Source organism: Methylophilus sp. Leaf416, from assembly GCF_001424665.1.
Taxonomy (GTDB): domain Bacteria; phylum Pseudomonadota; class Gammaproteobacteria; order Burkholderiales; family Methylophilaceae; genus Methylophilus.
This window is the reverse complement of the sequence record NZ_LMQS01000002.1, coordinates 235319-258870: the sequence shown is the minus strand read 5'-3', so window position 1 is coordinate 258870 and position 23552 is coordinate 235319. Positions and strand designations below refer to the sequence as shown.

Here is a 23552-nt window from a genome sequence, read left to right as displayed (position 1 = left end):
TCGCCTCCTTTTTTATACCCCTGCAAATATTCGTTTTAGCGCCCCATGGCTTCACCTAGGCGGATCGGTTTACCCGCGTGCCAGCTGTCGTTGAATTTCAATACATCTTTTTCAAACAGCATGACCACGGTAGAACCCAGCAGAAAGCGGCCCATTTCTTCACCTTGTTTCAGGCTGATGTTTCGGTCGCTGTAATCCCAGTGCAGAACCTTGCCTGGACGAGGCGGGTTAATGATCCGGTCTTTGGACTCATGCCAAACGGTGGCCATGCTACCGACAATGGTTGCTCCCACCAACACCAACACAAAGTTGCCGTGCGCGGCGGATTCGAACGTACATACCACACGTTCATTGCGCGCAAACAGGCCGGGTACATTGGCGGCAGTGTCTGGATTCACTGAAAATAAATCGCCTGGCACATAAGTCATCTGCAACAGTTTTCCCTCGCACGGCATATGGATGCGGTGGTAATCCTTGGGGCTTAAATACAGGCAGGCAAAGCTGCCGTTGTCAAACTTGGCGGCTACTGTGGCATCGCCACCAACTAAAGCTTGTGCTGTGTAGTGATGACCCTTGGCCTGGAAAATCTGGCCTGACTTGATATCGCCGAACTGGCTGATGGCACCGTCTACCGGACAGATAAAAGCATTGCTTTCCAATGGCCTGACGCCTGGCCTCAGCGGACGGGTGAAAAACAGGTTGAATGAGGCGTAACTGGCAATATCACCGTTGAGCGCTTCTTCCATATTCACGTGGTACTTGCGCACAAACCAGCCGATAAAAGCCGTAGTCAGGGCGCCAGCCTGCCAATGCGCCAGTTTGCCGGCAGCGGCAGTCAGCAATTGTTTGGGTGCGATGTATTGCAGCAGAATAGAGAGTTTCACTTCATTCCCTTATTGGCTTGTACGGTTTCAATCCCGAACAAGAAGTTTTTATTTTTTGTGCGATGTTAAATAAAAAAGCACAGGCGATATTACATCGGCCTGTGCTTTTTGCCTATGGCTGGTTAATGTGTTTTAAACTCAACCATAAGGCTTGATCAATTCACCAGGAATATTAGTTCTTGCTTTGATCAACCAGTTTGTTTTTCGCGATCCAAGGCATCATGCCGCGCAGTTTGTTACCCACTTGCTCGATTGGGTGAGCAGCGTTCAAACGACGGCGTGCAGTCATTTCAGGATAGTTGGTACGGCCTTCCAGGATGAACTGTTTCGCGTAGTTACCGTTCTGGATGTTAGCCAGGCACTCACGCATGGCATCTTTGGATTGGCTGTTGATCACGCGTGGGCCAGTCACGTACTCGCCGTATTCCGCATTGTTGGAAATAGAGTAGTTCATGTTGGCGATACCGCCTTCGTACATCAGGTCAACGATCAGTTTCAGTTCGTGCAAGCACTCGAAGTAAGCCATTTCTGGCGCGTAACCAGCTTCAACCAGTGTTTCAAAACCGGCTTTAACCAGCTCAACAGCACCACCACACAGAACAGCCTGTTCGCCGAACAAGTCAGTTTCTGTTTCTTCACGGAAGTCAGTTTCGATCACGCCACCTTTGGTGCCGCCGTTAGCAGCAGCGTAAGACAATGCGATGTCTTTGGCCTTGCCGGAAGTGTCCTGGTAAACCGCGATCAGTGAAGGTACGCCGCCACCTTTCAGGTACTCGGAACGAACAGTGTGGCCTGGGCCTTTAGGGGCGATCATGATCACGTCCAGGTCAGCGCGTGGCACGATCTGGTTGTAATGGATGTTGAAGCCGTGGGCAAATGCCAGCGCAGCGCCTTTTTTCAGGTTAGGTGCGATTTCAGCGTGGAAGATTTCTGCCATGGTTTCATCCGGCAGCAATACCATCACTACATCAGCTTCTTTCACTGCAGCAGCGATTTCCAGTGTTGCGTGTTTAGCACCTTCTGCTTTAGCCCATGAACTGCCGCCTTTACGCAAACCGATAGTGACGTCTACACCGCTGTCGCGCAAGTTTGCTGCGTGTGCGTGACCTTGTGAACCGTAGCCCACGATAGTCACTTTTTTGCCTTTAATGATGCTTAAGTCGGCGTCTTTGTCGTAATAAACGTTCATGTCTGCTTTTGCCTTTCAATACAAATGCTTTGGTATATATATGAAGAAATAGGGATGTTTAAACTTTGAGGATGCGGTCGCCACGACCAATGCCGGACGCGCCGGTACGCACGGTTTCCAGAATCGCGCTGCGGTCTATGGCTTCGATAAATGCATCCAGTTTGCTGCAAGAGCCGGTAAGCTCAATGGTGTAACTATTGTCGGCCACATCGATAATACGGCCGCGGAAAATGTCGCACATACGCTTCATTTCGTCTTTATAAACGCCGGTGGCTTTAACCTTGACCAGCATCAATTCGCGCTCAATGTGCTTGCCATCGTTGAGGTCCAGCACTTTGACCACGTCAATCAACTTGTTGAGTTGCTTGATAATTTGTTCAATCACGTCATCGGAGCCGGTGGTGACTATCGTCATGCGGGACAAGGTTGGATCCTCGGTCACGGCCACGGTGAGTGATTCAATATTGTAACCACGTGCGGAGAACAGGCCTGCCACACGTGACAGGGCACCCGCTTCGTTTTCCATCAACAGGGAGATAATGTGGCGCATTATTGCTCTCCCTTCAGGCGTGAACCGCTCAATGGGCTTAAGACCATTTCTGACAAGCCTTTGCCGTTCTCAACCATAGGGAATACGTTCTCGGCTTGGTCGGTTAAAAAGTCCATAAATACAAACTTATCTTTTCTGGCGAACGCTTCTTTCAATGCGCCTTCCACGTCTGCCGGATTGGTGATTTGCATACCGATATGACCATAGGATTCCGCCAGTTTCACGAAGTCCGGCAGGCTATCCATGTAAGACTCTGAATAGCGGTTCTCATAGAAGAACTCCTGCCACTGGCGCACCATGCCCAGGTAACGGTTATTCAACAGGATCACCTTGATCGGTAATCCGTATTGCGCACAGGTTGAGAGCTCCTGGATATTCATTTGGATACTGCCCTCGCCGGTAATACAGGCCACTTGTGCATGTTTGTCAGCAAACTGACAGCCCATTGCGTATGGCAAGCCAACGCCCATGGTGCCGAGGCCGCCTGAGTTGATCCAGCGACGTGGCTTGTCAAATTTATAGTATTGCGCAGCCCACATCTGGTGCTGACCCACGTCAGAAGTCACGTATGCTTCGCCATTGGTCACTTCCCACAACTTCTGTACTACATACTGAGGCTTGATCACGGTGTCTGAATAAGTGTAATCCAGCGATTGCACGCCACGCCATTCATTGATCTGGTCCCACCAGTCAGCAGTGTCAGTGGTTTTGTTTTCTTCCTGCGCCAGAATTTCTACCATATCAGCGAGCACAGACTGTACGTCACCCACGATAGGCACATCCACTTTTACGCGTTTAGAAATGCTCGAAGGGTCTACATCAATATGAATGATGGTGCGTTTCTGGCCTGAAAAGTGTTTCGGGTTGCCGATCACTCGGTCATCGAAACGCGCGCCAACTGCCAGCAACACGTCACAGTGCTGCATCGCCATGTTGGCTTCGTAACTGCCGTGCATACCGAGCATGCCGACAAATTGTTTGTCAGTTGCAGGGTAGCCACCCAGACCCATCAGTGTATTCGTTACCGGGAAGTTGAGCGCTTTGGCTAATCTAACCAGTTCAGCTGAACCATTACCCAATACCAGGCCGCCGCCGGTGTAAATCATCGGACGTTTGGCACCCAGCAGCAATTTAACTGCTTTCTTGATCTGGCCGCTGTGGCCTTTCAAAATCGGGCTGTAAGAGCGCATCTCTACCGTTTTCGGGTAGATAAAGTCGGCAATGTGAGCAGTAATATCTTTAGGAATATCTACCACTACCGGGCCTGGACGGCCGGTTTTGGCGATAAAGAACGCCTTTTTAATCGTAGGCGCAATATCTTTAACGTGTTTAACCAGAAAGTTATGTTTTACACAGGGGCGGGTGATACCAACCATGTCCACTTCCTGGAATGCATCCATGCCGATGGCCGGAACCGGTACCTGTCCACTGATCACAACCAAAGGAATAGAATCCATGTAAGCAGTGGCAATACCGGTCACGGCATTGGTGGCACCAGGACCACTGGTTACCAGGGCAACACCTACATCACCTGTCGCACGTGAATATGCATCTGCGGCATGTACGGCAGCCTGCTCGTGACGCACCAGAATGTGCTTGAAGCCATTCTGTTTGTAGAGTGCATCATATATATGCAAGACAGCACCACCCGGGTAGCCAAATACGAATTTGACTTTTTCTTCATTCAGGCAGTTGATGACGATATCAGCACCAGTCATGGATTTGGTGTGAGAGTCGGTCGCAGAGTGGGCTGAAGAATCCATAAAATCTTGATTATTATGCTAATTAATGTTGAACCCTATACATTAGCTTGCTTTGGTAGTTTGGTCAAGATTATCGCGGTTTACATAATGGATTTGAAATAGTGGGTGGATAATTGCAAAGAGTTTGCAAATAATTGTTGACTTCCTAAATGAGAAACATTATCATTTAACCACTGATTGAAGAAAGTTAACCAAACGATGCAAACTGAATTAGCTGTCGAAGCAAGTGATCTTTTTGATCCTGACCTGCCAACAGCCAGCGCAGTACTTGTATCGTTGAGTTGTGTAGCAACCCGCTATGCGGTCAATCCTTCCGAAGACCTTGCATTGTTGGGATGCAGTTTGGCGCAGACATTAAACGCGCCAGAGTATGCGGAAAGCCATTTGATTGAATCGGCGGCTAAGCAGTTGTTACAGGATTGGCAGGCGCTTTTACAGGCGCATCGTGAATTTTCATTGCAGCAGGAAGTCACGGATTTTGTCACCCCCTCTTCAACTTTACAATAATACGCTACAATATAGGGTTTACTAATTAGTAGCGACTAATTTTCTTCATTTCAGATTTTAAAGGAAAGGCTTTAAACAATGAGAACCACAGGACCAAGATTAAAGATTATGCGTGCGTTGGGTATTGAATTACCTGGCTTGTCACGCAAGTCTATTGAAAACCGCCCAAATCCACCGGGCCAGCATGGCAATCAGGCAGCGCGTCGTCGCCGTTCAGATTTTGCTGTGAAATTGGTGGAAAAACAAAAGATTCGTTTTAACTACGGTGTGAGCGAGAAGCAAATGCGTGGTTTGATGCTGGAAGCCCGTAAAGGTAATGAGCCTACTGGTGAAAAATTGATGTCCCTGCTGGAGCGTCGTTTGGATAACGTCGTGTTCAGGGCTGGTTTCGCACCAACTGGTATTGCAGCTCGCCAATTGGTAAGCCATGGTCATATTTTGTTGAACGGTAAATCAGCAAATATTCCATCTATCCGCTTGAAAGTGGGTGATGTGGTGACGTTGAAAGAGAAAAGCCGCAAGATTCCGATGGTGGTTGAAGCGTTAGCTACACCAAGCCTGGCAATTCCTGAGTGGGTGTCTGTTGATTCGACAACTGCTTCTGTGAAAGTTGGACATTTGCCTTCGATTGAAGATGTACCATTCCCGCTGGATGTTCAGCAGGTTGTTGAATATTACGCTAACCGCGTTTAAGAAATGCTTCGAGCAGCCCGAAGGCTGCTCGAATAAGAGTTTGAGCAATGCTCCTAACCCCAACATGTCATTGCTCAAATAGGCGTTGTTTTTTTATGCGCCAAATTACCCCTGGTAAGGGTGTTCCTTGAAATCTGATGCCGCTGTGCTTTTGCATGTAAGTCGGCTTTTTTTTGGGGTCTAATCATATAGGAATGAATAGCCAAATGCAACCTTTGTCTGGCAAAAACCCTTCGCTGGTACAGGTTTCGGGCGCGCCTCTGGCTGTGATCGATGCCGTGCAACTTCTGGGTAATGCTTCCGGGGTGGTTATTTTGCACGGCAATGAAACCTATAAACTTACGCGTACCAAGCAAAACAAATTATTGTTAACCAAATGCCACCATGAAATTTTGGATGGCAGCCTTGGTATTCATCAATTGTAAGTTTTGTGATCTGATTTAATTCCTGGTTGTCTTGGTAATGTAGCCGAGAGGTTGCTGCTGAATGACTAACCTTGCTCTAGTCATAGATAACGTTGTTGGGCAAAGTCACTGAATAATTTTACTTTTAACGAACTCAATGTCATTCTTTGAGTAAATTGATATGATAATGATGCGCATTAACTTGCCTTCTGGCTATTTTTCTACAAGTATGAGGATGGGTGTGGATGTTTCAGCGTGAATTGATAACAGGGTTGCCCCTAAGGCCTGCGCAGCAACGTGTGCCCAAGGTTCCTGAGCTGAGCTTGCATCATCGTCAACCTGCACAATTGGCAGGCATTTTTAGCTGGCCAAGCCTGGCGACTGAAGCCTGGTTAAGACAAGATAAAGGCCAACGCTGGTCTATTCTGGGTTTGCTGACCGTCATTTTGCTGCATGCAGCCCTGGTCTGGTGGGTGTTTATACACGCCGAAACGCCAATCAAGCCACCTAAACCAGAGCCAATCACGGTTTCCCTGATTACCCTGCCAGCAAAAAAAGAAGAGGCGCCTGCGCCAGAAGTAGTCCCTATCATCAAGCAAAAACCGGTTGAAAAACCTGTCATCAAACCCAAAGAAACACCGGTTAAACCAGTAGAGCGTCCAACGCCCGTGGTTGAGCGGATTGTCGAGCCTGTAGCGGATCAGCCAAAGTTTGAAGCCAGTACCCAGCCCGCAGCACCACCAATGGAAGCGCCAGTCGCGGCTTCAGCCAAACCAGCGCCAGCGCCAGCTGCTCCTCCCAAGCAAGAAGTTGTTGAAGAAAAAGAAGAGCCGCCTAAATTCGGCGTGGCTTACCTGAATAATCCTCCTCCCGAATATCCCAAGCTGGCCAAACGCGCCGGTGAAGAAGGGCGTGTATTGTTAAAAGTACTGGTGTCAGCCGAAGGTCGTCCGGAAACGGTAGAGGTTTCAAAAGGCAGTGGGTTTGAACGCCTAGATACCGCGGCCTTGAATGCAGTGAAGCAATGGCGGTTTGAACCGGCGCGCAAAGGTGGAAAAGCATTGAGTGCTTATGTCATTGTGCCATTAGCGTTTACGTTAAATTAATTATCAAGTTTGTACTAAATATTAAAAGTTTGATTGGAAAGGAATTTTTTAATGGAATCTACGAGCGGATTGGCTTTTATCACTGAAGGTGGCGTTGTGTCAGTGATCGTGGCGCTGATTTTACTGACGATGTCAGTATTAAGTTGGTATTTTGTGGTTGTGAAATCCTGGCAGGTATTCAAACACAAACGCCAGGTTTCTGAGTATGTGCGTCAGTTCTGGCGTAAATCGACATTGCAGGAAGCAATGCAGGAAACACAGCATCATTCTCCAGCTTATAAACTGGCGCAGACAGCCGTAGAGTCTACCCAGCATCACCAGCAATATGCGGCACAATCATTAGGTGCTGCATGCAGCCAGGATGAGTTTATTGCCAGACAATTACGTCGCACCTTGTCGCAAGAGCAGGCCGGACTGGAGAGCGGCCTTTCCGTACTGGCTTCAGTTGGTAGCGTGGCGCCATTTGTAGGTTTGTTCGGTACTGTGTGGGGTATTTACCACGCGCTGACAGCCATTGGTCAATCTGGTGTCGCCACTATCGATAAAGTGGCCGGCCCGGTGGGTGAAGCATTGATTATGACGGCTATTGGTTTGGCTGTCGCTATCCCTGCAGTATTGGCATACAACGCATTTATTAAAGCGAACCGCGGCATTATGGCTGAGCTGGAAAGCTTTGCCCAGGACCTGCATACCTTGCTGACGACCGGGGCGCCGCTGATGATAAAGCCAGGCAGTAAGTCCAATGTCCGCGAGTTACACACCAGAGTAGTGAATAAAGGTGGCAATCCATGATCGGTAATAATCCATTCAGCGCGGGCGAGCACACGCAGCCGATGAGCGAGATCAACACCACGCCGTTAGTGGATGTGATGCTGGTGCTGCTGGTGATTTTTATCATTACTGCCCCTTTGCTGACGCATGCAGTAAAGATTGACCTGCCGCAGGCGACTTCACAACCGCTGGAAGAAAAGCCGGAAGTGATAGACCTGGCTGTAGATGCCGATGGCAAGATGTTCTGGAACGATACGGAAATTGATCAGGCTACCCTGGTGACGCGTATGAAAGACGAAAGCGTGAAAAAAGAGCAGCCGGAGTTGCAGATACGTGCCGATAAAAATACCCGGTACCAGGTGCTGGCTGAAGTATTGGCACAAGCGCAAACCGCAGGGATGAAAAAAGTTGGTTTTGTCAGCCAGCCACAGCAGTAAATAAAATTACGGATAGATGACTATGACGCAGCAATCCATCCGGCGTTGGGCCTGGACCCACAAATGGTCCAGCCTGGTTTGTACAGTATTCATGTTATTGCTGTGCCTGACCGGATTGCCGCTGATTTTCAGCCATGAAATTCACGATTGGCTGGGCGATCATATCGTCACCCCTGATATACAGCATAACGGGACTATGGCCAGCATGGACAGCCTGGTGGCGACAGCAAAGAAACAGAATCCCGGATTTGTGCCCTTATACATGTACCGCGATGATGATGAGCCTTTACAGTGGACTATCAGCATGGCCAAAACTACAGATGCCACCAGTGGTTTTAAATATGTAGTGATGGATGCCCGCACTGCAAAAGTGCTGGGTGAACCACCAGCAGAAGAAGGCTTTATGTATATCGTCTTCAAACTGCATGTCGACCTGTTTGCAGGTTTGCCAGGCATGCTGTTTTTAGGATTGATGGGTTTTCTGCTGGTGATTGCAATTATTTCCGGCGTGGTGCTTTATGCCCCGTTCATGCGCAAACTGGCGTTCGGTGAAATCCGCCACCAGCGTGGTGAAAAACTCAAGCGGCTGGATATCCATAATATGCTCGGCATTGTCACCCTCAGCTGGTTTCTGGTGGTGGGCGCCACGGGTGTGATTAATGCCTGGTCAGACTTGCTGGTGAAATACTGGCAATTTGACCAGATGTCGCAAATGATTGCGCCTTATAAAAACTTGCCGCCGCCAACACAATTCGCTTCGTTACAGCAATCGCTTGAGGTTGCCCAGAAAGCCGAACCAGCCATGCAATTAGGCTTTATTGCTTTCCCCGGCACGGCGTACACCAGCCAGCATCACTATGGCATCTTCATGCGCGGCGACAGCCCGCTCACCAAGCGTTTATTTAAACCGGTATTGATCGACGCCCAAAACGCTACCTTAACCGACAGCCGTCCTTTGCCATGGTACCTGGTCGCGTTACTTGTTTCGCAACCGTTGCACTTTGGGGATTACGGCGGCATGAGCCTGAAGTGGATTTGGGCAGTGTTAGACGTGCTGAGTATTATCGTTTTATGGACCGGTTTGAAACTTTGGTGGAAAAAACGGCGTCAATACCTGCCAGTGGCAAGTACGCGCCCGATATTACATAAAGCCATCTCTTAATCGGTTTTGATCAATGAATGCTAGCAAGCAAATACCATGATGGAGCGTGTATTCATGCGGAATAAGTCATTAACACAAATTTTTTTATGGCCTACGCTGATTGCGATTGTGTCATTCACCGGCTTATTAACAGCGTTGCTGGTTGATGATGCACGAGAGTTGATTTCAGATGCGGCTGTGGCATTGCCGATACTGAGTGCCGCTTATTACTATTGGATCAAGCCAGGCGCTAGCGCACAGAAATCTTAAAGTTAATGTTGCCTGAAACATTATGCTTCGGGCAGTTTTAAAACCTGAGCCAGCCAGGAAGTGGAAACTTCGGTAGCCAGCTAATTTTTTGTTATGGATGAAACGGAGAAATGATGAATTTGAAACGTACACAATGGCAACAATTACTGGCTGTGGCTGGTAGCGCAATCTGTTTGCTGCAACAACCTGCGCAAGCGGCTGACAAATGTGATGTGAGTGTAGATGCCACTGACCAGATGACATTCAGCGTGAAAGAAATTGCTGTGCCCAAAGCCTGTAAATCGTTCACTATTAACCTGAAGCATGCTGGCGCCATGAAAAAAACAATCATGGGTCATAACCTGGTCGTGAGCAAGCAGGCTGATGAACAGGGCGTTTTGCAAGATGGTAGTAAAGCAGGAGCGGCGCAATCCTATGTGAAACCACAGGATCCACGCGTAGTCGCTGCAACGACTGTCATCGGTGGTGGTGAGACGGCAAGTACCTCTTTTGCCCCTTCCCAGTTGGATGCTGCTGGTAACTATGTATTCTTCTGTTCATTCCCTGGCCATGCTGCCTTGATGAAGGGCACGCTTAAACTGATCTAAATATTTATTCAGCTCATCAAAAGCCAATATTGAAAGCTCCGCTATCTGCCAAGGTAGTGGAGTTTTTTTATATATCACTTGTCGATGGATTGTGTAGCTTCAAATTACCTGGGCAGATCCAGTTAGATGCGATCTGTATTTTCACAAGCGGCTACGTCTATGGTTCATGAATTTTTGGCGCATACTTCATGTTAGCAATGGCAAAGACACTCCCAGTTTTAATGTGTTCTACTTGAAAATGGGAATGCTTCTCATGTAGAATAGGCTTTGTCAGAATTTATTACTATCCATCGTTAGTGACGGCTTGTATGTCAGATTTTAGAGCTTTAACGCAACATAATTAGTCTGGATCAAACGTGCTTTATCGCACTAAACATTACTCCCGCAGCCTTTGTCACCACATCGATGCCTCTGTAATTAATGTATTTTAAGGAAATAAGATGACCGATCAGGAAAAACTTCAGTCAGTGGCTAAAGAAGCCATTGCGTTCAAAGGCCAGTTTAAAACAGTGCAACTGGCCAGCGCTAATGCGCAAGGGGTGCCTGAGGCAAGTTATGCCGCGTATGTTGAGCGCGATAACAAGTTTTATATCTATGTGAGTGAACTGGCAACACATTGTGCCAACCTGCGCGAAACCGGCCTGTGTTCCGCGATGTTTGTTGAAAGTGAAAAAGATGCAGGTCATCTTTTCGCCAGAAAACGCCTGGTGTTCAAATGCACAGCACAGGAAGTTGAACGTAGTTCAGCCAAGTTTGATGAAGTGATGGCGCTTTTCTATGAAAAATTCGGCAACTTCATGGATGCGATCGGTAAGTTGACCGATTTCCATATGATTGAGCTAATGCCAACGCATGGCAGTTACGTTGCAGGTTTTGCTAAAGCCTATCACCTGAATGGCCAGGATTTGTTACAAATCACACATCGTAATGACCAGGGCCATGCTGCACCAGACGCATCTGCACAGCAGAAACTGGATGAGCTGGCATAACGGTGACTGAATCTCCAATCAGCATTGGCCACGCAAGCATACGTGAGCAATTTGTCATCGAACGCCAGGCGGGTAAACGTCATCGCGATATTGCTGAGAAATTGCAAATATCCGAAGGTGCGCTGATAGCTGCCCATGCCGGTGCACAAGAAAAGGCTTGGTTACTACAAGCCACCCGGCTGCAGGCAGACTGGCCAGCATTGATGAAGTCGCTTGAGCCTCTGGGCGAGGTAATGGCGCTGACGCGCAATATTTCGTGTGTGCATGAAAAAACTGGCGTTTACAAGAATGTAAGCGATACCGGGCATGTCGGGCTGGTGCTTGGTGGTGATATTGATTTGCGCGCGTTTTACAGTCATTGGGCGCATGGTTTTGCGGTGTCTGAGACGGTCGACAATGGTGTTCAGCAAAGCCTGCAGTTTTTTGACGCGCAAGGTGCTGCCATTCACAAGGTATTTATTAAACCGCAAAGCGATGTCGAGGCTTATAAAGCCTTCGTCAAACACTTTGCAGATGAGAACCAGAAACCCGGTATTACCACCGTGCCTGCACCGCCGCTGCCAGTAGATAAAGCTGATAGCGAGATTCATGTAGCAGGATTCCAGGCCGCGTGGCGCGCTCTGCAAGACACGCACGACTTTTTTGGCTTACTTAAGCGGTATGGCGTTTCACGGTTACAAAGCATGCGACTTGCCGAAAAGCAGTATGTGCGGCAGGCAAATCTGGAAAGCGCGCGTGAGTTGCTGGAAACGGCGGCCACTGAAGGCGTTGCCTTGATGATCTTTGTCGCTAACCCTGGCATGGTGCAGATTCATTCCGGCATTGTTAAAAAAGTGGCGGTGATGGGTCCCTGGCTAAATGTCCTGGACCCGGGCTTTAACCTGCATTTGCGCGAAGACCATATTGCGAGTGCCTGGGTCGTGCGCAAGCCAACGGTGGATGGCTTGGTCACTGCGCTGGAGCTTTTTGATGCTGAGGGTAATGTGATTGCCATGTTCTTTGGTGAGCGCAAGCCCGGAAAACCTGAACTTGCCGAGTGGCGTGCGCTGGTAGAAACGCTGCTCAAGGATCACGAACCATGTCTGAATTAAATAAACATATGCATGATGTAGAGTCTTCACCGACCCGACGTAAATTCCTCCTGCAAGTAGGTGCGTTGGCCGCTGCTGCTTGTTTGCCGCAGACTTGGGTCTGGGCCGCTGAGAGTCAGAAAAAAACGGCAAGGCGTATTGTCAGTATCGGAGGTGGCCTGACCGAAATCATTTATGCGCTGGGTGCCCATAACGAATTGGTAGGTGTTGATACCACCTCGCTTTACCCTGAAGCCGCGACAAAACTGCCTAGTGTTGGGTATGCCAGAACGTTATCCAGTGAAGGCATACTGGCACTGGCGCCCAACCACGTGCTGGCGACTGAAGATGCGGGGCCGCCAGCAGTCTTGCGGCAAATCAATGCCGCGGGTGTGCCTGTCACAGTGCTACCCGCCAATGATAAATTTGAAGGCGTGCTGGATCGGGTTACCCGAATCGGCGCCTTGATAGACCGCCCTTCACAAGCCAGCCAGCTGGTGGAAAAAATGAAAACGGACTGGCAGAAAGTGCGCGAGCCCATTATTGCGCGTAAAACTCCGGCACCGCGTGTGCTGTTTGTGCTATCGCATAGCCCAAGCCAGATCATGGTAGGCGGCAAAGGCAGCAGTGCTGAAGCCATGATGCATTATGTAGGCGCGCAAAATGCGGTACAGGGATTTAATGGCTTTAAACCATTGACGCCTGAATCCGTGATCGCTGCGCAACCGGATATCGTGTTGTTTACCGATCAAGGCCTTGAAGTGGTCGGCGGCATTGATGGCGCATTGAAACTGCCTGGCCTGGCGCAAACGCCTGCCGGGCAAAAGCGTCGTATCGCTTCGCTGGAAGCCATGTTTATGCTGGGCTTTGGTCCGCGCCTGCCGCAGGCCGTCGCAGCACTGGATAACGCACTGCTGAAAGCGATGAACGGATGAGTGCCTCAACCAACGTGATGCCTTTCGCATCACGTTTAACAGCTGGCCTGATTCATCGGCCAGCTTTGTTTTTATGGGTGACCCTGATTATTTGTATCTGGGTAGCAGCGTGGGCGGGTGCAGTGAATGTAATGCCTGCCGACTGGCTGGCACTGCTGCAAGCAGGCGATGACCAACCGCTGACCGGCGGCGCCTATGTGCTGTGGAATCTGCGCCTGCCGCGTATCCTGTTTGCTGCATTGATAGGGGCTGCATTAGGGCTTTCTGGTGCGCTGACTCAAGGTTTATTCCGTAATCCTTTGGCTGACCCGGGTTTGCTGGGCGTTACCAGTGGTGCGGCTTGCGCGGCGGCTTTAACCATTGTGTTATTAGCCAACAGTGATATCCATATCCCCATCTCACTCCGCTACTGGATATTACCGGTCACGGCTTTTGCAGGCGCGATTGGTGTATGTTTTTTATTAGATACTGTCGCCCGCTGGTTAACTGCAGATTCAATTGCCGGGCTGTTATTAACAGGCATTGCGTTGAATGCCCTGGCCACGGCGGTGATAGGCTTATGCACTTACCTTGCTACCGATGAACAACTGCGTAGCCTGACCTTCTGGACCTTAGGCTCACTCGCTGGTGCGAGCTGGCCCTTGATGCTGGCATTGCTGGCGTTGCTGTTAGCCGCCGTCTGGTATGTACGCCGCCTGGTGAACGAGATGAATGCCCTGGCACTAGGTGAAGCCACCGCCGCACACGTGGGTGTCAATGTGCGTCATTTGCGTGCGCGGGTCATTACACTGGTCGCCTTGTTGTGTGGCTTTGCTGTTGCTTGGTGCGGCATGATCGGCTTTATCGGCCTCGTTGCTCCCCATATTGTACGGCTGGTGATCGGACCTGATCAGCGGCGTCTTGCACCACTGTCCATGCTGGTCGGTGCCATTATTCTCCTGGTGGCCGATACCGCTGCGCGTACCGTGGCTATTCCGGCTGAAATCCCGGTGGGTATCTTTACCGCCTTGCTTGGTGCACCGTTCTTCCTGGTGTTGCTGGCCGGTATCCGGAAGGGAACGTAATTCATGTCTCCTCCAACTCATCACGAGACTTTGCTTGCCCTGCAAAATGTCACTATTGATCTCGGCAAGCGGACTTTCGGCCCCTTTACATTATCGGTTAAAGCAGGTGAGCGTATTGCGGTGCTGGGCCCCAGTGGCGCAGGCAAATCGACCCTACTCAAATTGCTGGCACGGGAATTAACCCCCGCCGATGGTCAAGCCACATTTTGCCAACGTCACCTGAAAGAATGGTCACTGGCTGACTTAAGCCACCGCCGCGCCATTTTGCCGCAATCCCACGAAGTCGCTTTCGGGCTACCCGTTGAGCTTGTTATCGGCCTGGGCCGCGTTGCCAGGACTTTTGATCCTGACATCACGAACATCGTGCGCCAGGCAGCGGAGCTGGCATGTGCCGGACATTTATTGGAACGCCGCTTCGATACTTTATCCGGTGGAGAAAAAGCGCGCGTGCAAATGGCAAGGGTGTTTGCGCAACTGTGGGATGTTGAAAAAGGCCTGTTGCTGGTTGATGAACCACTCGCGGCACTGGATCCCGGGCTGCAATTCAGTTTAATGGATGCCATCTATACCTTTGCCGCACAACGCGGTCATGCCATTCTGGCGATTCTGCATGATATAAACCAGGCATTGCAGGGCTTTGAGCGGCTGATATTCATTAAGGATGGCTCTATGACGGGGGACTATACAAGCCAGCAGATAACCATTCCCTTATTAGAAGCCCTTTACGAAGTCAGCCTGATCAGCGCTGTCAGTGACAGTGGTGAATTCATCGTCGCGCCCAGTAAAGCGCAAAAATCATTTTGAGCTAATACAGCCTCATTTTAATTCAATAGCTTAGTCTTTAGCAGACACCCTTAAATACCTTCTTGAGTCATTGAATGATAATTGTTATCATTCTCAACCTTTCAAGATTTGCTCACCATGGAGCTTCACTCCAGGTATCAGCAAACATGTTTATCGGAGCCTTTATGCACTCTCATCGTATCAATGCGATTTCACTCGCATTAATGTTAGCGTTCCCATCAGTTTCAGCGCTTGCAGAAGAGCAGGTCAATAACGAAAAAGTTGATGCTTTGCCTGAAGTCAAAGTGACTTCTAAGGCCGAAATAGACCAGCCTTCAGAAAAAACAAAGTCATACACGGTGAAATCTACTTCCACCGCTACCCGTTTAAATACCAGCATCCGAGAGACGCCACAATCCATCTCAGTGATCACCCGCGAGCTATTGGATGATTTTCGCGTGTTCAGTGTGAACGATGCTTTGTCCTTTGCAACGGGTATTAAAGTTGAACAGTTTGAGACTGACCGCACCGAATATACCGCGCGGGGACTCACCATTACCAATTTCCAGATAGATGGGCTTACTACCCCAATCAGTTTTAGCGGCACCAACTATGGCGATCTGGATGTAGCCCTGTATGACCGCATTGAAGTGTTGCGCGGTGCGAATGGCTTGCTAACCGGCATCGGTAACACTTCTGCCACTATCAACTTTATCCGCAAACGTCCTACCAGGGAATTCCAGGCAAAAGCAAATGCTTCAGTGGGCTCCTGGGACAACCGGCGCCTGGATGCCGATGTGTCTGGCGCATTGAACGGGGACAGCAGTGTCCGCGGGCGTCTGGTGGTGGCGAACCAGAACAGGAACTCTTACCTGGACCGCTACAGTACCGAAAGGAACGTGGCTTACGGTGTGATTGAAGCCGATTTAACGGATAACACAAGCCTGGCTATTGGGCATACGTACCAGCAGAACAATGCTAGCGGTAATAACTTTGGCAGCTTACCCCTGCTTTATAGCGATGGCAGTAAGCGTCACTACAACGTGTCTGCTTCTACCGCGCCTGACTGGAGTTATCGAAACGTAGGTACCAATATCAGTTTTGTCGAACTAACACATGAGTTTGATAATGACTGGAAGCTGAAAGGGCAGTTAACCCATAAAGATGTAAGTTCAAAAGGACGCCATCATTATATTGAAGGTAACGAAGACCGCAGCACTGGTTTGATTACATTCAAAAGTTTTCCTTATATTTACGACTTTGTAACGAAAGACCATGTGGCTGATGTATATGCCAATGGCCCATTTGAATTTGCAGGTCGCAAACATGAGCTGGTTGTGGGTGCTACGCTAAGCAGAACTTATATGAAAGAGTATTCACGTGAGGGAGACACGCTTTTCGTTGAAGCACTCAACAATACTTTTACAAGTAGTTTTGATGATATAGGTAACTTCCCGTTGCCAACGTTTGGTAGTAAAACAACGTCGTCAAATTATAAAAGTACAAACAGCAATATTTACACCGCCGCTAAACTCAATCTGGCTGATGATCTGAAAGTGACAGTGGGCGGAAGCCTGTTAAGTTATAAGTTAAGCGGTATTAGTTATGGGGCGCCACAAGAAGCAAAGGATAACAACAGGTTCACACCTTACATGGGTGCAGTATATAACCTGGATAACACACACTCCTTGTATGCGAGTTATGCCGGTATTTACAGGCCACAAGTGGAAAAAAACCTCAGTAATAGCTTGCTTCCCGCATTAAAAGGTAAGAACTACGAGGCTGGTATTAAAAGCGAGTGGTTTAATAAAACATTAAACAGTTCGTTTGCAATTTTCAAAACCGTGCAGGAGAATCAGGCACAGTTTGCCGCTCAAACGCCTACACAGACCCTGTATGAGCCTATCAAAGCGACAACCAAAGGCTACGAGTTTGATGTGTCTGGTGCCTTAACCGAAAGATTGAATATCAATGCAGGTTATACGCGTCTGATGAGCGTAAAAGATGACCAGGATCAAAATGTGAATCCTTTCATCCCCAGGCATCTTGTTCGCATGACGACTGTCTACAAAGTGCCGTTTATAGAAGATCTGAAGATTGGCGCAAGCATCAACTGGCAAAGTGATGTGCATGTAGATATTGGGGATGTGCGTTATCAACAGGATAGCTACGCCGTGTTAAATCTAATGGCTAACTACACAATTGATAAGCACTGGAATGCAGCCGTCAATGTATACAACGTCACCAATGAGAAGTACTTGTCCAGCCTGAGGTATGCAGAAGGCGCTCAAGCCTATTATGCGCCACCGGCAAGTGCGCTGGCGACGGTCACCTGGCAATATTAGACCCTCCGTATTCATTACTTGGCGATAGTAATTTAAGGATTACGAAGCTAATGATTTACCCAGGCAGCTGTAGTTCCGGGCAACAACATTTCGGAAAATTGAATTTAATAAAACCCCCTAGATGTGCATTTAGCGATTTACTTAGTTTAAGCATTTCTTGAGGATTGTAACGATAATCGTTATCATTACATTTTTTGGAAGCCAAAGAGTCACGACTCCAGTAGCTAGCGATCATTTATTGGAGTTTTTTATGTATCTTTGCCGTGTTAATACGATTTCATTCGCTTTAATGTTAGCTTTTCCCGCCACTTCTGTTTTGGCAGAAGAGCCCAACAAGGTAGAACGTACTGAGACGATGCCCGAGGTGTCTGTAAGTGCTAAAAAAGACAGCAAAAAGGATAAGTTCATTACTCAGGATAGAGCAACCTCTGTAGGTAAAGGCCCAGTAGCAGTGCAGGACATGCCGCAATCCGTGACAGTGGTTGATGTAGAGCAGGCCCGGGAAATGGGAGCGCTGAATATTCAGGATGCTCTCACCTACAGCGCAGGCGTTTATGCGGGTAATTTTGGTTTTGATACACGTATTGATTCTGCTTCAGTACGCGGATTGAGTCCCTCTATGTTTCTGGATGGCCTACGAAGCTTGTATGGCTTCTATAACAATGCGCGTACAGATATTTATACTCTGGAGCGTATTGAAGTCCTTAAGGGGCCATCTTCATCATTGTTTGGGCAGTCAGATTTGGGTGGCATTATCAACGCAGTTACCAAACGCCCTAAAAAAGAGGCATCTCGTGAAGTCAATGTGCAGTATGGCATGTATGATCGTAAACAAATCGGCATTGATTTTACTGGCCCCATTACTGACGATGGCGAATGGTTATATCGTCTGGTAGCCCTCAAGCGTGACAGCGGTACACAAGTTGATCACGTCAATGACGATTCTGTGGTTTTTATGCCTTCAGTTACCTGGCAACCCAGTGATAAAACTAGCATTACACTGCAATACGTACACCAGGAAGTTAATAGTGCGGTGTCGGCTCAGTTTCTTCCTTCACGCGGTACGATTTTACCGGGTCCACAGGGAAGAATTTCTAGCAGCACTTTTGTAGGTGAACCAGGCTGGGATCGTTACAACACCAAAAAGGATGAAGTATCCCTGTTTATTGATCAGGCAATTACAAGCAATATCAAGCTGATAGCGAACTTGAGAAAATCCAATACCGATAGCATCACACGTGAGCACTGGACGATAGTAGGCGCTACTCCAGACAATGCTGGCAATATCGGCCGTACCATTCATTCAGCAGATCGCAGCACTAATGTTTTTTCAAGTGATGCCCGTCTTCAAGGCAATTTTGTGCTTGGCCAAACTAAGCATCTGATTTCTCTTGGAATGGATTATCAAGATGCCTTATGGACCGAAAGTAATTATGCTTCAACTCCTTCGGCATTTGGTATCAACGTCTATGACCCGGTATATGGCAATGTAGATTATGCAAAACTTACGGGCGCAGAGCGTGACAACAACAAAATTGTGCAAACTGGGTTTTACCTCTCTGAATACATGGAGTGGGGGGCATGGATAGTGTCAGGTGCCCTACGCCGGGACCATGCAACCAATACCTTGTTGAGATTTAATAATGCACAGGCAGATGTCGATTCACGTAACTCAGCAACCACAGGACGTTTAGGTGTGATGTATCGTTTTGACAACGGCATTTCGCCTTACGTGAATTACTCCGAAGCGTTTGTACCTAACCTTGGCACTGACGGCTCAGGTGGGGTATTGAAGCCTACAGAGGGAGAACAGCGAGAAGCTGGGTTGAAGTACTTATCTCCTGATATTAATACCTCAATGGCGTTTGCCTGGTTTGAGATCGAGCAGCAGAACCGTGTTGTGCAAGGCAACACACCAGGTGGCTTACAACAGGCAGGTTCCCTTACCAGAGGCTGGGAGCTCGAAGCCAAGCATCGTATCGGTGATCTGGAATTACTAGGTAATTACACTCATATGAACGCCTTCAACGACACAACAAAGATTCGCCTGTCTGCTGTCGCTGAAAAGTTTGGGTCAGCTTGGGCTCAATATCGAATCAATGAACACTGGCGTATTGGTGCAGGGACACGCTATATCGGTAACAATGTTGGCAACGGTGGCGCACCTACTGTGGATGCCGTGACCTTATTCGATGCAATGGTGGGTTACTCATATGGCCCGTGGGATATACGAGCCACGATTAGAAACATAGCTGATAAGGAATTCGTTTCCTGGTGTCGTGGCATTGGCCAGGATTGCGGTTATGGCGAGCGCCAAAATGCAGTCCTTTCTGCCAATTACAAGTTCTAACATATTGTTTAAACAGGGCAAGTGATGTCTTCATGTCACTTGGTTTTCACCTATCAGGATTCATTATGCAGTTTACTTTTAAAAAACTATCGCTTGTTATTCTATCTGCCTTTTCATTAAATCAGGCCGTTGCGGAAGAGGTTAAAAAGCAGGTGTCCCAAGTGGAAACCCTGGATGAGATTAAGGTAAACGCTTCGGCAGACGCAAATGCAAAAGGGGTCATGAAGTCTTATGCAGGTGGGCAAGTGGCTCGTGGTGGGCGTGTCGGTGTATTGGGGAATCAGGACGCTATGGATACGCCATTCTCAATCAATGCTTATACCAATACACTGATTCAAGATCAACAGGCCAAGAGTGTTGGGGATGTATTGTTAAATGATCCTTCTGTACGTGTTGCGCGTGGATTTGGTAACTTCCAGGAGTCGTACTTTATTCGTGGTTATCTGGTTTTCTCTGATAGCGTTGCTTACAACGGATTGTATGGTCTATTGCCACGGCAATATATTGCCGCAGAGCTGTTTGAGCGTGTAGAAGTGTTACGTGGAGCAAGTGCATTTTTAAATGGATCCAGCCCTAACGGAGATGGCGTTGGCGGCGCTATTTCTTTACTACCAAAACGCGCACCTAACGATCCTTTAAATCTGGTGACTGCTGGCTGGAGCTCAGGTAATCAGCAATACATCGCTGCTGACGTGGCAAGGCGTTTTGGCCCCGATGACCGCGCAGGATTTAGACTAAATGTTTCACGTCGGGATGGTGGGACTGCCATAAACAAAGAGGGAATGGAACTTGATCTTGTGTCATTGGCATTTGATTGGCGTGGAGACGATGTCAGGCTATCCGCCGATGTTGGCTACCAAGAAAACCGCTTGAAAGAAACACGTACCAATGTCACGCTCACTGGTGCACAAGTGACCCGTGTACCCAAAGCACCTTCCAGCGACCACAATTGGGCACAACCCTGGTCTTATTCAAATGAGCGCGATCTTTTCGGCACTGTGCGCGCCGAATGGGATATCAACAAGCATGTCACCGCTTATGGTGCGGCCGGTTCACGTCACTCCCATGAAGCTAACTCGCTTGGTAACCTTACAGTTAACAACTCTACAAATGGAGCAGGTACAACTTCACGTTTCGATAATATTCGTCAGGACTCCATCGTGACGGCTGAAGCTGGTTTGAAAGGAAGTTTTAACACTGCCTCTATCGGCCATGATTGGGTATTGTCCACCAATACTTACTCTGCTATACGCAAGATCGACTTCGCATTTACTGGTGCCATTCCTACCAACCTATACTCACCTACTTTCTACAACCAGCCCGTATTCACCGGGGCAAATGCTGCACCTATGGATGACTTTGTTAGCTATGAAGCCAACTTCCAAAGCGTATCCCTGGGTGATACGCTTTCGATGTTTGACAAGCGTTTACTAGTTACTTTGGGCGCACGGCAACAGAATTTGAAGTACCTGAACAAAAACGCTTTAGGCGTGACTACGACTAACTACGATGAAAGTAAATTAAGTCCGGTGTATGGTGTGGTCGTCAAACCCTTGGAGCAGGTTTCACTATATGCAAATTATATTGAAGCACTTACACAAGGTGACACTGCCCCTGCTTCGCTGAATAACGTGCCCTTGATCAATGCTAACCAGTCACTTGCTCCTTTTGTTTCAAAACAAAAAGAGGTGGGTGCTAAATTTGATTTTGGGAAAGTACGTTTGTCAGCCGCTTATTTCACTACTGAGAAACCGCGGGGGGTAACAGACCCAACTACACTGATATTTGCCAGTGCAGGAAGCGAAGATCATCAGGGCATAGAGCTCATGACCTATGGTGAATTGGTTCCGGGATTCCGTGTGCTAGGAGGCGTCACGTTCCTGGATGCTAAACAGAAAGATACCCGGGATGCGGCTACTGAAGGTAAACAAACCATTGGTGTTCCAGATAAGCAAGCCAACTTTGGGGTGGAGTGGGATATCAAAGCTGTGGCTGGTTTGACAGTCGATGCACGCGTGATCGCCACTGATAGTATGTATGCCAATGCAGCGAATACACTCGAACTTCCAGGCTGGACACGATTGGATGTAGGTGCTCGCTATGTGACCGATATTAAAGGTAAACTATTCACTGTCCGTGGACGTATTGACAATATTGCCGACCGTGATTACTGGGCGTCCAGTGGTGGCTCTCCAGGAAGTGGATACTTGGTCATGGGCGCTCCGCGCACTATCACTGTAAGTGCACAACTTGATTTTTAAGTATGAGGTAATTTGATTTGCGTTCGTCTTTGCTGTTGATTCACCGCTGGCTGGGCCTAGCCAGCGCTCTGTTTCTGCTGATCACCGGCCTCACAGGTGCCATCATCTCCTGGGATCACGAACTTGATGAGTTGCTGAACCCGGCATGGATGCATAGCGAGTCTACCGGCTTGCATCAATCCAGTTTAGTGTTGGCCAAACAAGTTGCAGAGCGCTACCCGCAGGTACAAGTGAGTTCTATCCCGCTGACGGTGGAGCCTGGGCATACACTGTCTTTGGGGGTGAGGCCGTTGCCTAACCCGCCTAATGGCCTGGAACCTGTCAAATTTAACCAGGTGTTCGTTGACCCGGTGACAGGCCAGGAATTGGGCAAGCGCGAATGGGGGGCGGTTTGGCCGGTAGACCGTACCAATGTGATTTCCTTCCTATACAAACTGCATTACAGTTTGCACCTGCCTGAAATGTGGGGAATAGACCGCTGGGGGATCTGGCTGATGGGTGGAGTGGCGATCATTTGGCTGATAGATAGTTTTGTGGGCTTTTACCTGACATTGCCTAAATCCGGCAGAAAACCTCAAACGCGCCTGCATAAGGCGCAAGCGACGCATTCTGCAAATCAGGCTTCGTTCTGGAAGCGCTGGTGGCCAGCATGGAAAATGCGATGGAACAGCAGTGCCCATAAACGCTATTTCGATATGCATCGCGCATTTGGCTTATGGACCTGGGTTCTATTAATTATTCTGGCATTCTCTGCACTTGCATTAAATCTGCGTCGCGAAATATTTATGCCAGTGATGAAGTCTGCATTCACATTAACGCCTACCCCTTCAGACTTGCGTCCGCGTTTACCGCCAGCGCAGCAACAACCGCCCCAAGTCGATTACGAAAAGGTATTGGCATTGGCTATCAATGACGCCAAAGTGCAAGGCTGGCAAGAGCCTGCCGGACGCATCTCATACAGCGCTGCTTATCAGTTATTTAACGTCGATTTTTATCGTCCGGATGCCGATCATGGCGTGGCCGGAGCTGGTCATAAGCGATTGTATTATGATGGGCTAGATGCACATTACGTCGGTAAACGTATTCCTTGGGAAGGTACTGCTGGAGACGTCATTGTGCAGGCGCAGTTTCCCTTACACTCAGGTCGCATTTTAGGTATTCCTGGCCGTATCTTGATCTCTGTAATGGGCCTGGTGGTCGCCATGCTTTCGGTGACCGGTGTGTACTTGTGGCTGAAAAAGCGCAAGGCACGCAAAGTATCCTCACTCATCTTACAAGAGCAGGTGTTCGCATCTGAGCGTATACGTTCCATGTCACGTTAATGCCTATTCAAGCAATCAGAACCATAGCCAAACTTAAAATATATTGAATGCAATAAATTAATGTGCTAAGTTTGATTGTTTTTAACAATGAGAATTGTTATCATTCACGCCCTCTGTATCAACAGATATGC

General features: G+C 48.5%; 22 protein-coding genes. 18 read left to right on the top strand and 4 right to left on the bottom strand.

The genetic code is table 11. The features are described from left to right. Window positions 1-35 precede the first annotated feature (35 nt). The 4 genes from asd to ilvB all read right to left on the bottom strand — a co-directional run bounded on the left by asd (window position 36) and on the right by ilvB (window position 4386). Complete coding sequence (asd, locus tag ASG34_RS06115) at window positions 36-884, bottom strand: archaetidylserine decarboxylase (RefSeq protein WP_055828095.1); 849 nt, start codon at window positions 882-884, stop codon at window positions 36-38. A 172-nt stretch (window positions 885-1056) separates the two neighbouring features. Beyond that, window positions 1057-2073: a ketol-acid reductoisomerase gene (ilvC, locus tag ASG34_RS06110; protein WP_055828091.1), complete on the bottom strand. Its 1017-nt coding sequence runs from the start codon at window positions 2071-2073 to the stop codon at window positions 1057-1059. 58 nt (window positions 2074-2131) lie between these two features. Then, window positions 2132-2623 carry an acetolactate synthase small subunit gene (ilvN, locus tag ASG34_RS06105; RefSeq protein WP_055828089.1) on the bottom strand — a complete coding sequence of 164 codons (492 nt, stop codon included), beginning with the start codon at window positions 2621-2623 and terminating at the stop codon, window positions 2132-2134. Next, entirely contained in the window at window positions 2623-4386 is a 1764-nt protein-coding gene (ilvB, locus tag ASG34_RS06100) for a biosynthetic-type acetolactate synthase large subunit (protein ID WP_055828086.1), read from the bottom strand. Before ilvB ends, ilvN begins: the two co-directional genes overlap by 1 nt. 198 nt (window positions 4387-4584) lie before the next feature. Here ilvB and ASG34_RS06095 point away from each other — a divergent pair, with 198 nt between their 5' ends. From ASG34_RS06095 to ASG34_RS06010, 18 genes are all read left to right on the top strand, one after another. Beyond that, a complete protein-coding gene (locus ASG34_RS06095) occupies window positions 4585-4893 on the top strand; it encodes a hypothetical protein (RefSeq protein ID WP_088178537.1) in 309 nt (102 codons plus the stop codon). Window positions 4894-4971: 78 nt separating this feature from the next. After that, the gene (gene rpsD / locus ASG34_RS06090; protein ID WP_055828079.1) at window positions 4972-5586 is read left to right on the top strand and encodes a 30S ribosomal protein S4; all 615 of its coding nucleotides are present in this window, start codon (window positions 4972-4974) and stop codon (window positions 5584-5586) included. Between the two features lie 206 nt (window positions 5587-5792). Then, window positions 5793-6011 carry a hemin uptake protein HemP gene (hemP, locus tag ASG34_RS06085; protein ID WP_235559686.1) on the top strand — a complete coding sequence of 73 codons (219 nt, stop codon included), beginning with the start codon at window positions 5793-5795 and terminating at the stop codon, window positions 6009-6011. 224 nt (window positions 6012-6235) lie between these two features. After that, a complete protein-coding gene (locus ASG34_RS06080; protein WP_055828074.1) occupies window positions 6236-7096 on the top strand; it encodes an energy transducer TonB in 861 nt (286 codons plus the stop codon). 51 nt (window positions 7097-7147) lie between these two features. Then, window positions 7148-7888 (top strand): MotA/TolQ/ExbB proton channel family protein, encoded by a 741-nt coding sequence (locus ASG34_RS06075; RefSeq protein WP_055828072.1) that lies wholly within the window; start codon window positions 7148-7150, stop codon window positions 7886-7888. After that, window positions 7885-8304: an ExbD/TolR family protein gene (locus ASG34_RS06070; RefSeq protein ID WP_055828069.1), complete on the top strand. Its 420-nt coding sequence runs from the start codon at window positions 7885-7887 to the stop codon at window positions 8302-8304. Before ASG34_RS06075 ends, ASG34_RS06070 begins: the two co-directional genes overlap by 4 nt. Window positions 8305-8326: 22 nt before the next feature. Next, entirely contained in the window at window positions 8327-9466 is a 1140-nt protein-coding gene (locus tag ASG34_RS06065; protein ID WP_055828066.1) for a PepSY-associated TM helix domain-containing protein, read from the top strand. Between the two features lie 36 nt (window positions 9467-9502). Then, entirely contained in the window at window positions 9503-9715 is a 213-nt protein-coding gene (locus tag ASG34_RS06060) for a hypothetical protein (RefSeq protein ID WP_055828062.1), read from the top strand. Window positions 9716-9825: 110 nt separating this feature from the next. Continuing rightward, a complete protein-coding gene (azu, locus tag ASG34_RS06055) occupies window positions 9826-10302 on the top strand; it encodes an azurin (RefSeq protein WP_055828059.1) in 477 nt (158 codons plus the stop codon). Between the two features lie 440 nt (window positions 10303-10742). Continuing rightward, window positions 10743-11291 carry a HugZ family pyridoxamine 5'-phosphate oxidase gene (locus tag ASG34_RS06050; RefSeq protein ID WP_055828056.1) on the top strand — a complete coding sequence of 183 codons (549 nt, stop codon included), beginning with the start codon at window positions 10743-10745 and terminating at the stop codon, window positions 11289-11291. A gap of 2 nt (window positions 11292-11293) precedes the next feature. After that, on the top strand, window positions 11294-12382 hold the full coding sequence (locus ASG34_RS06045; RefSeq protein ID WP_055828053.1) for a hemin-degrading factor: 1089 nt from the start codon (window positions 11294-11296) through the stop codon (window positions 12380-12382). After that, window positions 12370-13296, top strand: a complete 927-nt coding sequence (locus ASG34_RS06040; protein ID WP_055828050.1) for a heme/hemin ABC transporter substrate-binding protein — start codon at window positions 12370-12372, stop codon at window positions 13294-13296. The genes ASG34_RS06045 and ASG34_RS06040 overlap by 13 nt, the downstream gene beginning before the upstream one ends. Then, on the top strand, window positions 13293-14360 hold the full coding sequence (locus ASG34_RS06035; protein WP_082504821.1) for a FecCD family ABC transporter permease: 1068 nt from the start codon (window positions 13293-13295) through the stop codon (window positions 14358-14360). The genes ASG34_RS06040 and ASG34_RS06035 overlap by 4 nt, the downstream gene beginning before the upstream one ends. A gap of 3 nt (window positions 14361-14363) precedes the next feature. Further along, window positions 14364-15164 (top strand): ATP-binding cassette domain-containing protein, encoded by an 801-nt coding sequence (locus ASG34_RS06030; protein WP_055828047.1) that lies wholly within the window; start codon window positions 14364-14366, stop codon window positions 15162-15164. A gap of 164 nt (window positions 15165-15328) precedes the next feature. Beyond that, window positions 15329-17488, top strand: a complete 2160-nt coding sequence (locus ASG34_RS06025; protein ID WP_235559685.1) for a TonB-dependent siderophore receptor — start codon at window positions 15329-15331, stop codon at window positions 17486-17488. Window positions 17489-17777: 289 nt separating this feature from the next. Further along, window positions 17778-19838 (top strand): TonB-dependent siderophore receptor, encoded by a 2061-nt coding sequence (locus ASG34_RS06020; protein WP_157256768.1) that lies wholly within the window; start codon window positions 17778-17780, stop codon window positions 19836-19838. Between the two features lie 65 nt (window positions 19839-19903). After that, complete coding sequence (locus ASG34_RS06015; protein ID WP_082504820.1) at window positions 19904-22099, top strand: TonB-dependent receptor; 2196 nt, start codon at window positions 19904-19906, stop codon at window positions 22097-22099. 17 nt (window positions 22100-22116) lie between these two features. Further along, complete coding sequence (locus tag ASG34_RS06010; RefSeq protein WP_235559684.1) at window positions 22117-23421, top strand: PepSY-associated TM helix domain-containing protein; 1305 nt, start codon at window positions 22117-22119, stop codon at window positions 23419-23421. The last annotated feature ends 131 nt before the right edge of the window (window positions 23422-23552 follow it).

Coding starts and splice junctions, on each gene's coding strand:
- ASG34_RS06075 (WP_055828072.1), top strand. CDS start 7,148: ATGGAATCTACGAGCGGATTGGCTTTTATCACTGAAGGTGGCGTTGTG.
- ASG34_RS06025 (WP_235559685.1), top strand. CDS start 15,329: ATGCACTCTCATCGTATCAATGCGATTTCACTCGCATTAATGTTAGCG.
- ASG34_RS06095 (WP_088178537.1), top strand. CDS start 4,585: ATGCAAACTGAATTAGCTGTCGAAGCAAGTGATCTTTTTGATCCTGAC.
- ilvC (WP_055828091.1), bottom strand. CDS start 2,073: ATGAACGTTTATTACGACAAAGACGCCGACTTAAGCATCATTAAAGGC.
- ASG34_RS06050 (WP_055828056.1), top strand. CDS start 10,743: ATGACCGATCAGGAAAAACTTCAGTCAGTGGCTAAAGAAGCCATTGCG.
- ASG34_RS06080 (WP_055828074.1), top strand. CDS start 6,236: ATGTTTCAGCGTGAATTGATAACAGGGTTGCCCCTAAGGCCTGCGCAG.
- ASG34_RS06030 (WP_055828047.1), top strand. CDS start 14,364: ATGTCTCCTCCAACTCATCACGAGACTTTGCTTGCCCTGCAAAATGTC.
- ASG34_RS06065 (WP_055828066.1), top strand. CDS start 8,327: ATGACGCAGCAATCCATCCGGCGTTGGGCCTGGACCCACAAATGGTCC.
- ilvN (WP_055828089.1), bottom strand. CDS start 2,623: ATGCGCCACATTATCTCCCTGTTGATGGAAAACGAAGCGGGTGCCCTG.
- ASG34_RS06015 (WP_082504820.1), top strand. CDS start 19,904: ATGCAGTTTACTTTTAAAAAACTATCGCTTGTTATTCTATCTGCCTTT.
- ASG34_RS06060 (WP_055828062.1), top strand. CDS start 9,503: ATGATGGAGCGTGTATTCATGCGGAATAAGTCATTAACACAAATTTTT.
- azu (WP_055828059.1), top strand. CDS start 9,826: ATGATGAATTTGAAACGTACACAATGGCAACAATTACTGGCTGTGGCT.
- ASG34_RS06035 (WP_082504821.1), top strand. CDS start 13,293: ATGAGTGCCTCAACCAACGTGATGCCTTTCGCATCACGTTTAACAGCT.
- ASG34_RS06040 (WP_055828050.1), top strand. CDS start 12,370: ATGTCTGAATTAAATAAACATATGCATGATGTAGAGTCTTCACCGACC.
- ASG34_RS06020 (WP_157256768.1), top strand. CDS start 17,778: ATGTTAGCTTTTCCCGCCACTTCTGTTTTGGCAGAAGAGCCCAACAAG.
- ilvB (WP_055828086.1), bottom strand. CDS start 4,386: ATGGATTCTTCAGCCCACTCTGCGACCGACTCTCACACCAAATCCATG.
- ASG34_RS06070 (WP_055828069.1), top strand. CDS start 7,885: ATGATCGGTAATAATCCATTCAGCGCGGGCGAGCACACGCAGCCGATG.
- hemP (WP_235559686.1), top strand. CDS start 5,793: ATGCAACCTTTGTCTGGCAAAAACCCTTCGCTGGTACAGGTTTCGGGC.
- rpsD (WP_055828079.1), top strand. CDS start 4,972: ATGAGAACCACAGGACCAAGATTAAAGATTATGCGTGCGTTGGGTATT.